Annotated in this window: 5 protein-coding genes; all 5 read left to right on the top strand. The window is 60.3% G+C overall.

Annotated elements, in window-relative coordinates; translation table 11 throughout:
• Positions 1-241 precede the first annotated feature (241 nt).
• Entirely contained in the window at positions 242-4,954 is a 4,713-nt protein-coding gene (locus tag AC5RVD_RS05170) for a DEAD/DEAH box helicase (RefSeq protein WP_494126240.1), read from the top strand.
• Complete coding sequence (locus AC5RVD_RS05175) at positions 4,951-6,471, top strand: nuclease-related domain-containing DEAD/DEAH box helicase (RefSeq protein ID WP_494126241.1); 1,521 nt, start codon at positions 4,951-4,953, stop codon at positions 6,469-6,471. Before AC5RVD_RS05170 ends, AC5RVD_RS05175 begins: the two co-directional genes overlap by 4 nt.
• Positions 6,468-9,665, top strand: a complete 3,198-nt coding sequence (locus AC5RVD_RS05180; RefSeq protein ID WP_494126242.1) for a helicase-related protein — start codon at positions 6,468-6,470, stop codon at positions 9,663-9,665. The genes AC5RVD_RS05175 and AC5RVD_RS05180 overlap by 4 nt, the downstream gene beginning before the upstream one ends.
• Positions 9,646-11,457 (top strand): DrmB family protein, encoded by a 1,812-nt coding sequence (gene drmB, locus AC5RVD_RS05185; protein WP_494126243.1) that lies wholly within the window; start codon positions 9,646-9,648, stop codon positions 11,455-11,457. Before AC5RVD_RS05180 ends, drmB begins: the two co-directional genes overlap by 20 nt.
• A gap of 93 nt (positions 11,458-11,550) precedes the next feature.
• Complete coding sequence (locus AC5RVD_RS05190; RefSeq protein ID WP_494126244.1) at positions 11,551-13,248, top strand: DNA cytosine methyltransferase; 1,698 nt, start codon at positions 11,551-11,553, stop codon at positions 13,246-13,248.
• Positions 13,249-13,410: the final 162 nt, after the last annotated feature.

Raw genomic sequence — 13,410 nt, forward strand, 5'->3', positions numbered from 1 at the left:
TCGCTGGCGCCTCTCGGAGGAGTGTTTCCGAACAACTATCCGGAAATCCGGGAGTTCGGCGGAAGCAAGGTGTTTGCCGAGGAATGGGAAGCTATCTACAATGGAGAACGGCCTCGCGGATCCCTAAATGTCACGACACTGAAACGTTATAGGGAAATCTGGGCGCATCAAATCGATTGCTATCACAAGCTGCACTGCTACAGGATTCACCCAGGAGCAGCGCCAAAATTGGGGGAATCAGGTGGCAGAAGTGACTACCGGCTGGCAAGCCGACGAAACGTTGGCGCGGGAGATAAACGAGCAGTTCGCCAGCGCGATAGCCGCTTATAGAGCGAAACCGACATTGATTGCTGAGCATGCTAACCACGAGGAGTCCATCCGAACGGGTGGGTATGCAAATCGCACACTTCTCGAACTGGTTCAGAATGCAGCCGACGCAATGGCTGGCGCAGATGACGCCGGACTGAACGATATCGGAAGAGTCGAGATCGTGCTCGACTCCGCTTCGCGGACTCTCTACTGCGCAAACTCGGGACGTCCTTTCTCGAAGTCCGGGCTGATCGCCATCACACACGCGCACCTCAGCGGGAAGCGTGGCGATGAGATCGGGCGTTTCGGACTCGGGTTCAAATCGGTTCTTGCAGTGACTGACTCGCCGCAAGTGCTTAGCCGCTCCATCGCGTTTGAGTTCAACTCATCCCACGCCCGTCAGGCGCTCGCAGATGTAGCGGCACCGCAGCGTTTTCCTGTCTTGCGTACTGCAACTCTCTTGGATGCGGCAAAAGAGATCGAAGAAGATCCAACCCTTGCCGAGCTGGCGGTGTGGGCGACAACGATCGTGAAGCTCCCAGGGGCGTCCAACCTCGAGCATCTTCGCGACGAGATTGAGAACTTCAGCTCGGAGTTCCTCCTCTTCGTAGGCGCTGTTCGCGAAGTCAAGCTTCGCGTGGTTGGTCCCGATCCCTTCGAGACGAGCCACATCTCTCGAGACTTGGGTGATGGAGTCTTGCGGATCGAAGGCCCTGATGGTGAAGGTATTGAATGGATCGTCGAAAGCCAGATGCACGCCCCGTCCGCGGAGTCAAGAAAACTCGTCGGAGAGGCGGTGTCGCGGACGGAAGTTAAGGTGACGGTTGCGTTACCAGCTCAGCAGAATCGGCTGAAGATTGGCCAGTTCTGGTCGTACTTCCAGCTACAGGACACGACGTCAGCATCGGCTCTGTTCAATGCGCCATGGAGCGTGAACGATGACCGGACGACTTTGCTCAGAAACGAGTACAACCGTGAGATCCTCCGAACGCTCGCCGAGATCTTCGTAGGTCTTTTGCCGCGCATCCAGACCGAGGCCGACCCGGCAGCACATCTGGACTATATGCCAGCGCGCGGCCGTGGGCAGGAAAGCCATGGGTTTGGTGACGAAAATTTAGGAACACACGTCCTGGGGCTGGCGGGAGCGGGGGCATTCATCCCGAATGCAAAGGGCGTGCTCTCCAACGGCGCTGCACTGCGGCCACTCGATCCATCAGTCCGCTTCGAGGCACTCGTGCATCAGGGATGGATTGCGTCCCCTAACACTGGCGATGACGTACCGCACTGGCGCTGCTACGCGAATGCCACCCGCGCAACTCGCCTCCGGGATCTCCTCCTGACCGCAACGAGCTCCGACCTCGATCCGAGCGCACGGGACATCAAGCTCGCATTGGAGCAAATGCCGAAGAGAGGCCTTCTCACGTGGCTTCGAGAGTGGGCCGAGGGCGAAGATCCCACTTCGGCCGCCAACGCGTTTCGTACAGTCACCAAGAACCTTGCTCTTGACGACATTGCGACCGCTAGGGTAATCCCCACGTCGGCAGGCATGCGAGCACTCGTGGATAAGGACATTGTGTTCCTCCACGGTGAGGAAGACCTTGAGGTCGAGAGTGCGGCTTTCATCGACCCAGCCTTCCTAGCCGAGGAAGGCGTAGAGAAGCTCTTGCGGCTGCAGGGGTTCCGCGACCTCAACCCTGAGGCGATCCTTAACGCCCGGTTAGCGACGCTTCCTGTGAACCCAAACGGTGAAGACCTCACCAAGCTATGGGACGCGGTACTGTCGGTCGCGTCCACGGCCGCTGCGAGGGTGATGGGCTCCTCAAGGGCGTCGATTAAGGTGCCGACCCGTGACGGAGGCTGGGCATGGCCGCAGCAGGTTATTGACCTTGACGTTGCTCTACCTGAGGAAGCCGCATCGAGGCTTCTGGACCGTCGGCGCTGCGTACCTGACGTCGCGCACACGCTTGGTGTGGTACAGCAGCCGGTGAAGGACTTTGCGCTGGAAGACGAGCTGGCGTACGAGGCGTTCGTGGAGGCTACGCTCACCGAGCTCAACGCCGCGCTAGGGCCGGGTGAGCGGCCGATAAGGTCGATCGAGTTGAGTCCCGGTGAAGGCCCGGGACCGTTCTCGGTGCTTTTCATGCTCCGTGATGCAGGTGCGTCACCTCAGGTTCGCGAGAACTGGACGACGTCCCTTCTTTCGTTCGCCGAAGGGGAATGGGTCTTCGAGGACGCAGAGACTGGACGCACGTATGCGGTTAAATCACCGGCTCGTTGGGCAATCGAGCAGGCGGGCCTGTTAAACACTACTCGCGGTTACCGTCCGCCCAGAGATGTCATTGCGCCCTCGATGGTGCGGTTCGCTGGCCTGTTGCCGCTCTACAAGGGGCCGCATCAGGCGTTGAACGTACTGGACCTGCCTGACGAGCTCGATGCCGTCCCCCCTCATGTCCTGCGCGAAATGCTTGAAGGACAGCTTTTCCCGCGGGTGGACGACGGAACCCTCGTTGAGTTCGTGCTCACAGCAAGCAGGATCGGTCTCGCGGGCACCAAGCCTGCCTCTGTCCCGGCTCGAGTAAATCAGACGATTGAGGCGCATGCGCCTTCTACCGTTTATCTCGCCACAAGCGACGAGCAGGAAGACTTCCTCCGCACCCGCCAGCGCCCGTATCTGCGCGTTGCAATGGAACAGGTTGACGAGATTGTCGAGGTCGTCGGGTGTCGTCGGTTCGAAGACAGCTTTTCGTTCTCCATGGTCCTCGAGGGGCAGCAGGACGCTCAGAGGATCCTGGATATTTACACAGGGCTGCGCAATGAGTTCGGAGTACGGTTGGGCTCTTCCAAGGTCTCCCGTGCCCTCCTGATTGCCAAGCGCGTTACGACAGAGGACGGTGTCGAGGATCAACCGTTGGACTGGCATCTAGATGGCTCTGAGTTAGTAGTTAGGAACGATGCCGACGAGCGACGGATCCTAAATTTCGTGAACGAGGCATTCGGCCTACGTCTCGACAACTCACGCCTCTCCGCAGTGCTTAAGGCCGGTTTGAACCATAGGCTGGAGCTCCTTCGCCAACAGGCGCATGCAATCGCATCCGACGCTGATCGTCTGGATTTGTACATAGGACCCGACGATCTGCGGGACGCGCTGCCGACTGGTCTTTGGACTGCCTTGGAGGTCCAGGGACTCGTTGACGACAACACGTCCGTCGCCGAACTGTTCCTGACTGTCTACGGCTCCGACTCGCTGCGGATCCTTGCTGACCGCTTTCGGGAGGAAGGGTTTTCCGACGTCCCGTCGGCGTGGGCCGGAACTTCGGCAGCTATCTCTTGGGTGCGCAAGATGGGTTTCGGCCCGGAGTTCGCAGGCCAACGAAACCAGCCCCGCCCCGAAGAGTTCGTTGTTGCGGGTGCTGTCCACCTTAACAAGTTTCACAGCTACCAGAAAAAAATCAGCGAGGACCTGCGGACCGTTCTGACCCAGCCGTCGGCGGAAGGGCCGGCGCAGAAGGGCATGGTCGAGTTGCCGACCGGTGCAGGCAAGACCCGTGTGGCGACGGAGACGGCGCTCAAGTTGTTCGTCGACGAGGTACTGTCCGGCACGATTTTGTGGATAGCCCAGTCCGCAGAGCTGTGCGAGCAGGCAGTGCAGACCTTCCAGTCGGTCTGGCGGCACCTAGGCGACGAGCGCCCTTTGACTATCGGTCGGCTTTGGGACAGTAATACTGTCCACGAGCCTGACACCGACCTCTCCGTCGTCGTCGCCACCGACGCCAAGATTGAGGCCATAATGGGTCGTCCCGAGTACGAGTGGCTTAGCCAGCCAACTGCCGTCTTTATCGACGAGGCCCACCGTGCTGGCGGCTCGACACGCTACACGACGATCTTGAGATGGCTGGGAGTAGACGGACGCAGCTGGGAACGTCCACTGGTGGGCTTATCTGCGACCCCGTTCAAAGGGCGGGCGGGTGACCAAAGCGGTACCAAGGAGTTGGTAGCGAGGTTCGGCACGAAACGGCTCACCGCTTTCGAGTCCGACGCGTACCGGCAGCTCGTCAAGCTTGGCGTCCTCGCAAGCGTCCGGCATGAGGTGCTCCCCTCAGGCGTTGAAGTTGATCTCAGCAATACGGAACGCAGCACACTCCAGTCGAGCCGCCTCATCGACCGCAACGTCTACGAGCGAATCGGCCGCAACGAGCAGCGCATGCGGATCTTGGTGGAGCACATCCTGCAGCAGGATCCGGAGTGGCCCATACTCGTGTTTACGCCAAGCGTCCTTTCCGCACAGGTACTCGCTGCGTCGTTGCGTTATCGCGGCGTAAAAGCGGCCTCGGTGAGTGGCCAGACCGGCCATCAGGAACGCCGGAGCATTATCAAGGAATTCCAGGACGGCGAGATTAAGGTGCTGGCTAACTGCGACCTGCTGGTTCAGGGTTTTGACGCACCGGGCGTCCGCGCCCTGTACATCGCGCGTCCCACCTTCAGCCCTGGCGCCTACATCCAGATGGCGGGTCGAGGGCTGCGCGGCAAGGAGAACGGCGGCAAGGAGGAATGCCTGATTGTCGACGTGGCCGATAACTGGGGAGCAATGAACGACTTCCTCGGGTATCACGACTACGAAGAGCTCTGGAAGGAGCAGCGGGGATGATTTTGGTTCCAGCCCTGGCAGACATCGAAAAGCTGTCCGTGAGCGCTGGCGAGCGATCCTTTGCCCGCCTGCTACGTGATGTCGACGCAGACCCTAGCGCCGTGGCCTTCTACTCTGTGAACCTGCGCTCGCACCGGTACAAGCAGCAGGCCGAGGCAGACTTCGTGATCTTGTGGCGTGGGACAGTCATCGTGATCGAGGTCAAGGGCGGCGGCGTCCGAAAGCATGACGGTGTTTGGTACACGGTCGACCGCCGCGGGGACTGGCACAAGCTTGCGACCTCTCCAATCGAGCAGGCACAATCTGCTGCCTTCGCCCTCAGAGATATCCTCAAGGAGCAGGGTATCGGATGGTTCGCTCACGAGGCCGTCGTAATGACCCCAGACATCGATTCGCCGCCGGACGCGGTCGGCTGGCTACCCACGCATTGGCTCGCTCGAGACCAAATGACCTCTGCTGGCCTCACTGCAGCGCTCGAGGCGGTTGTGGCGGGGACGCGCCAGGCGCCAACGGGACAGAAGCTTGCACGCTTGGACGATTTACGCACGCGTTTGTTCGGCGAGTTCACTCGAATGCCGGTCGTCGACGCACAGCGGGGCGCGGTCATCGAAGAGCAGAACCGTGCAACCGCTGGGCAGTCTCGTGTTCTTGGTGCGCTCGCAAGGAATCAGCGCATGGTCGTCTACGGTGGCGCCGGCACGGGTAAATCCATGGTCCTGGTTGAGGCCGCCAAACAAGAGGCAGACCAAGGACGTTCCGTGCTGGTCACGTTCCGATCTCCCGCGCTTGCACGGTACTTCGCACCTCATCTGGACAGCCTTCCCGTGGACGTGATTCCGTTTGAGAACCTTGGCGTCGCGGGGCGCTACGACGTGGTGCTGATCGACGAGGCGCAAGACATGATGTCCGCCGAGGCTATGGACCAAATAGATGCTGTGATAGTCGGAGGTCGAGCCAACGGGCGTTGGCGCATGTTCCTTGACCCCAACAACCAAGCGCATGTCGATGGTGACTACGACGAGGACGTTGCTGCGCTCGTCGCAGACGAAGCCATTGCCGTCGACCTCGATCTCAACGTGCGGAACACCAGGGCGATCGTGCACGTGGTCCAAGAGTACCTCGGCGCTGATGTCGGTGATCCAGGTATCGTGCACGGCGAAAGAGTTCAGTGGCACACAAGCGAGAATCAGGCCACCGTCGCAGATGGTGCGGCCGTCGCTGCAAAGCTCGTAAGTGACGGCGTCCGCAGGAGCGAGATCTGGGTCATCGACCCGACATCGGACGAGGCACCCATGAAGGGTGACGATGGAATCACGATAACCACTCCTAGGTTCGCTAAGGGCCTCGAAGCCGAGCACGTTGTCGTGTGCGGTTTGCCCGATTCGCTCGATGATGCCGGAATTGCGGCGTTCTACGTGGCGGTCACGCGGGCAAGGGTTTCGCTCCACGTCCTTGTGTCTAAAGCGGACCGAAGACGACTCCAACAGCTTGTACGACAGCGGATGGCAGCAAGATGACCCTCACCCCTGCACAACAACTCGTGCTACAGCACCTTCGATCTGCATACGTGGGGCCAGATGGAGGCGATGATGAGGTCATCGAGAACCTCCCGAACAGGCAATATGCCGTCGGCATGCTCTTCCCACAGGAGATCGCCGTGCCAGTCGCAGATGAGGGCACTGCTGCCCTGGATATCGACGAGGTCGACATCGACGGGGCTGTCGCTTCCTCCGGAGAAGTAGAAGAGGCAGGTGCAGGCGTTCCGATCGCGGAGGATTGGCGGCCGTCATCCGCTGCCATCTCCTTCGTCACTAATCGGCCGGCGATCCGGTGTGATCTCACTGGCGCGACATATGTCGCAGTGGGTGGAGACGGCCCGCCGCGCTGGCGGCGCGTACCCTTCCGCTTCGAGAACCTGGAGCTCTCTCGCGAACAGCCGCACCATGAATACGCAGCAGGGGACGTACCGATTCAGATGGGCTCTCGGTGGAGGGCATTCGGCGATGGGTTCCTAGTGACCGTGCACGTCCGCGTCCTGGCCACCTCGACAAAAGACGACCGCCTCGACGCGGCGAACATGCTCTACCAGATCTCGCTGGCGGTCAAGCCGGAGGGGGGCGGATCGATCCTGGAGTACGACACGACCAGGACGTTGGACCTCGACGATGAGTCGGCCGAACTTAGACTTCGGTACCGGAACCGAAAGGTTTACGCCGTTGGCCACGGCATGTCAGCCGATTGGGAGCTGTCCGAGAGCCGCTGCACTCGGGTGTGGCTCGACCCCGTGCCTTCATTCGTGGTCCCGGCTATCGAGACCACAGCGTTCGATGAGTTGACGGCTGAGGCGCAGGCCCTGTGTCTCGACCATCTTTCCCGTCTTGACTCTTCGCCGGTCGAGGTCCTCGCGTCTTTGGACGCCTTCGTCGACGCCTTTGCCTCGTGGGTTGCCTCGGAAGAAGTCCGGGTCAACTCGTTCGGCGCCGACGCCTCGGTCGCTCGACGGATCGTCGATCGCTCCGAGGTGGCACTTCGCCGCATGCGTGAGACTATCGCTCTTTTGCGGCAAGACGATCGGTCCGATCTCCGCACCGCGTTCGCCCTCGCGATGGCCGCCATGCGCTTGCAAATGCGGCAGGCGGCCACTAATCGGCATGATGTGCCGTCAGAACCTCGTTGGCGACCGTTTCAGCTCGGGTTTTTGCTGGTCTCTCTTGCCTCGACCGTCGACGAGACCCACGCCGAGCGCGAGCTCGTCGACTTGATCTGGTTCCCGACCGGTGGTGGCAAGACAGAGGCTTATCTTGGGCTCGCCGCCATCGAGATCTTCCGTCGTAGAATTGCCGACGGACCCGCAGGTAGCGGCACCGCGGTTTTGACCCGGTACACGCTGCGCCTGCTGACCTCCCAGCAGTTCCAGCGTGCGGCCTCACTCGTCTGCGCGATGGAGATCCTCCGTCGACCGGATCGGCTCGGTGATCCGCGAGTCAATGGGATGGCGGCTTTCTCGATCGGCCTGTGGGTGGGTAATGAGGTCACCCCAGGATCGCGGCGTGACGCCAAAGCGGCTCTGGAAAGGTTATTTAAGGCAGCTCGTCCAGAGGAGGCGAACCAGTTCCAGATAGAGAGCTGCCCTTGGTGTGCAACCGCGCTTTTGCCCGAGTTGCATTCTTCGAGGTTGACCGAGTACGGCTTTAAGCTTGTCGGCCGCGACGTTGTAATCCACTGCACGAACAGCTCATGTGAGTTCAGCGACGAGCTTCCCGTCGCGGTTGTGGACGAGGCGCTGTACGAGAATCCGCCGACCATCCTGTTGGCGACCGTTGACAAGTTCGCACGCCTGCAGTTCCTCCCTAAAGCGGGGAGGTTGCTCGGCCTGAATACCGCGTTCCGACAGCCTTCGATGATCATCCAGGACGAGCTACACCTGCTGTCGGGGCCTCTAGGAACTACGGTTGCGGTCTTCGACGCCGTAATTCAGCTGCTGCTCTCCGTTGGCGGGTCCATGCCAAAGATCGTTGCGTCCACCGCGACGATTAGATCCTCCGACGAGCAGGTTCAGGGGCTTTACGGGCGGCCCGTGGCTTTGTACCCCCCGTCAGGTTTAGATGACGACAGAACTTTCTTCTCCAGACCTGTCAGCAGCGGCGAGGGGCGCCTATACCTCGGACTAATGCCGCAAGCGCTGTCTCAAATGTCGGCGACTGTCTCAGCAGCCTCGCCGCTGATCGAGATTCCCGCCATGCTCGATAGGTCCGGCAGTTCGGGTGCCAGCCGCGATGCATACTGGACCGCAGTGATGTACCACAACAGCTTGCGCGAGCTTGGCCGCACTGGCACCCTCGTCGTCGACGACGTAAACGGGCGTCTTGAGCCCCGAGCTGAGCGGCTCAAGCACGCCCTCCGCATTGTCAGAGCCGAAAGGGTCCTCGAACTCACCAGCCGGCGCGGGCCCGAGGAGCTCCCAAATGATTTGCGTGAGCTCAAGCGAAGCGCGGACGACTCCGATCAGGCGATAGACGTCGTGCTGTCGTCGAACATGCTCTCGGTGGGAATCGATATCCCTCGTCTAGCTCTGATGCTGATGGTCGGGCAACCCAAGACGACCTCCGAATACATCCAAGCCACTAGCCGCGTCGGACGAGGCAAGGTCCAAGGTGTCGTCACGACGTTGTTCCGGTCCAACCGCGCGAGGGACCGCTCGCACTTCGAGACTTTCCGTGGATACCACGAAGTGCTTTACCGCAACGTCGAACCAACAAGCGTGACCCCCTGGTCCCTGGCATCACGCGCTCGCTCGCTGGCTGGTGCCCTGGCCGCCCTCGTACGCCATCTGATACCCGAACTCGCTGAGAACGACGCCGCTGCTCGGCTCGACCTGGACGATGCGGTACAGAGGGATACAGTTGACGGACTCGTCGACAGATTCGTCGGCCTCGTGCGGCGTGCCGACGAGCTCGAATCGGACGACACTCACGAGAGGGTCTGGACGCTACTCAACGAGTGGGACCGACGGGCCAAGTATGCCCGAGAGTCTGGCTCTCGGCTGCTATACGAACACCAAAACCAGGCCGACGCTGCACTGTTTAAGCGCTTCGGGGAATCGGGCGAGGGGTGGCTTGTCGCCGACTCTATGCGGTCGGTTGAACCCAACGTGGCCGTGGACGTGCGCGAGCCTTTCGAGGAAGGAACCAGTGGAACGCATCAAGCATGACTTACGGTTGTCGGAAACAGTTTCGCCCTTCGGCGTCGGCGCAATTGTTGACGTCCGTGGGGAATCCCTCATCGCTCCCGACACCTCGTGGTGGGACAAGCGCTTCGCTCCCGAGATTCACTGCGAACGTCTCGTGGAGCGACTCGGACCGAGCCTCCTGCGCGAGGCCCCGGCTCACTCCGATCGTGCAGGAAAGAATACGGTCGGCCTGCTGTACTGGCGGTTCCCAGCCTGGAGGTTCTGCGAACGGTGCTCTCGCCTGTCGCAGCAGACAGGTAAAAAAAAGGGAAAGTGGACGAACAAGTGTTCCTGCGAAGGCTCGCTCGTACCGATGCGTTACGTCGCCGTCTGCGAGAAGGGCAGCCATATCCAGGACATCCCTTGGTTCATGTGGGCCCATCGCGGCCACGATGCTGGCGTCACCGAATCCGTACGCTTCTGCCGCTCTTACAAGGAGCTTCGGTTCGTCCGTTCCGCAAAGCACGGCGAAGGCCTGAAGTCGCTGCGCGTCGAGTGCGGTGGGTGTAAGCGGTCACGGCCCCTGTCTGACTTGGTCACCCGGGACGCACTCATCCGCGACGGGATCCGCTGCCAAGGCACCCAGCCCTGGCAGGACCCGATGCCGGGCGATGCCTGCGATCACACGCTCTTTGCGGTGCAGCGGGGAGCGACCGGCAATTACATCGCCGAACGGATCTCAGCACTCGACATCCCAGAAGAGCGGCCTCGCTCGGTGGAAGCGAGTGACGCCATCCGCAATCACATGTTCTTTGAGAAGATCGTCGCCGACAACGGCGGCCCGCAGGCGGAGATCGTCGCTGGATGGATCGCCGACGAGCTCGGCATCAGCGCCGAAGAGGTTCTGCGCGTCGCAGCCGAAGGTGACGAACCCGCTGACGACATCCTGCTCGACTTAAAGGATGGCGAATGGGCAGCCTTCCTGAAGAAGCTGGAGACACCCGGACGAGACCGAAGCGAAGGCGACTTCGTCGTGGACGGTTGGACAGCTAGCACCCATTCTGGCGTGTTCTCAGCACTGACCGCTCGTCTGACGGCCGTCGGACAAGTCAGGAGGGTGCGGGAGGTCCGTGCACTTAAAGGGTTTCGCCGCTACTCCGCCGACGCGGAAATGATAAGCGCAGACCTTTCCATTGATGGCAAGCGAAAGCCCGTTTTCCCCGCAATCGAGATGTACGGGGAGGGCTTATTTCTTCAATTCGACGAGCAGTTCCTCACAGAGTGGGAGAGCCAGCCAGAAGTGCAAGCGCGTGCGGGCATCCTCTTGGACAGGCGCAGGGAGACGCCATGGGCACATCGCCTCGATGTCCCGGAGCCACGCTATATCGCTCTACACACCATCGCGCACCTCCTGATTCGCCGTCTCGCCTACGCGAGTGGGTATTCCTCGGCGTCTCTCCAAGAGCGAATTTATGCGCAAACCGACCGACGGGACCGCACTGCTGGCATCCTGATCTATACAGCAGCTGGTGATGCTCAAGGCACACTTGGGGGTCTCGTAAGACTCGGCGATCCAGACAAATTGATGCCGTTACTCTTAGAAGCGCTCGACGACGCGGATGTCTGTTCCAACGATCCTGTATGCATCGAGAGCGATCGACAAGGTGCATCGAGCCTAAACCTGTCGGCCTGCCACGGTTGTTCTCTCCTCAGTGAGACGTCGTGTGAGACTGGAAACCGGCTGCTCGACCGACAGCTCGTGCTTGGCGGAAGCGATGTACCGGGACTGCTGGACGGTGTGCTGGACGAAATCCGGTCGGCGGGAACGTTCTGAACTCGGTCGGTGAACCACCGGGAACTGCTGTCTGGAGCGGCTGCGAGATCAGGCCGGCTGCTAGCGGTGCTGCCTGAACGTTAGACTAGATCAATGGCAGAGGAGAACGCAGTCGAGGAACCGATCACAGTCCTCGACCTTTTCTCGGGTTGTGGGGGACTTTCAGAAGGCTTTCACCAGTTCCGACCATACGGAACGAGCACCCCGGTCTTCCGTACCATAGGTGCGGTCGAGTGGGAGCCCGCCGCCGCGGCTTCCTACGCAATGAACTTCGGAGCCGAGTCGGAGCGGGCCCGTCATTTTGATCCCCCTGAAATCTATTGTGGGGACATTGTTGGCTGGAAGCCTAAATGGCAACCTGGCGAAGTCGACGTCGTCGTCGGAGGTCCTCCGTGTCAGGGATTCTCTGCGCTGAATCGGCACAAGGTGAGGGCGGACCGCAACAAACTCTGGCAGGAGTTTGTGCGTGTTGTCATAGACCTCCAACCCAAGCTTTTCGTTATCGAGAACGTCGACCGATTCATCCGCTCAGTTGAGTTCAAGGACCTCCAAGACCGAATGGGAAGCGGAGACCTCACTAACTACCAACTTGTCGCGGCACCCGGAGCGCTAGAAGATGACACGGAACAGGAACGCGCCAAGCGATACCTGCTTAATGCGGCCGACTATGGCGCGAGTCAGGCGCGCAGACGAGCGATCGTCATGGGCGTTCGCACTGATGCCGGATTACCCGTTGGTCGCATGCAGTACCCCGAGCCGACTCACTCCAAGGGTGTTCGACTGACCGGCGCAGGCAATAGGAAAGGAGACGCTTCTGCTGGCAGTGCCCCCTGGCGAATTGTTGACGATCTGTTCGCTGAGACGGCCCTAATGAATCTCGAAACAACGGAGCTTCCAAGTGGTCGAGTGACTACTGTCAAAGGCATTGCGGCGAGCATTGCCGGACCGTTTGTGACAACGGAGCTTCACTTCACTAGGCGCCCTGAGTCGATATCGCTTGCCCGCTACAGAGCGATTCCGGAAAATGGAAATCGTAAGAATCTGCGTGGGCGATACCTCTGTCGCTTCGAAGGGGCTCCGGAAATCATCCTCGAAAAGGTTGGAAATCCTAGGGACGATCTGGGAAATCTTAATTTACTTGGTGCGCACAAGGTAGTAGTCAGTGGTGCTCCAACTTCCAGGACGCTTTATATCCGGTCGTATGCCGTTGAAGCCGCTCCCAGTGGCCGAAGCAGAAACGCCGTGTATCGAGTTGATGTTTGGGACGGTAAGTCATCTCATAGTGCCACCCTTGAATACCTGTCGACTCAGTCCTGGGACGAACACGTCTCGGGGACTGGAGACGTTATGGGCCGGGCGCGACTCGGACACCCCTCAGTTACCATAAGAACCGAATTTTTTAAGCCGGAGAAGGGGCGCTACTTACACCCGACCGAGAACCGGCCAATTACGCACTTTGAGGCAGCGAAGCTGCAAGGCTTCCCTGATGATTTCCGGTGGTGCGGATCCAAGACTGATATCGCCAAGCAAATCGGAAACGCAGTACCAGTCCCTCTTGGACGTAAAATCGCAGAGTCTATCTACAGCTATCTGCGGCCGAAGCCGCGCGTCGACGAGTCAGAAGGGGCGGCCAGCGTGATGGCTGATGTAGGCAGCCGCCCCGCCGGTTTCACTAGACGCAAGCAACTCCCAAGCCGGCAGCGCAGTGCACCACGGCCGCTGGCCCCACTTCACGGAGAACAACAGTACCGAGCAGACTCTGCCGCAAGAACACCCATGCACGGCCATTGATCCCCGACCCCGAACTGATATAGCAACCGATATTGCTCTACCAGTGGGACAGTCCTTCGGGAACGTAGGAAAGAACGCAACCGGAGCCTTAAGCTGGCGGTGCCATTCACGTTTGGCATGCACCGCCCAAAGCGAGTACACCTCGGTCTCGCCTACACCGGA

It is taken from the genome of Arthrobacter sp. THG-b23 (assembly GCF_059091265.1).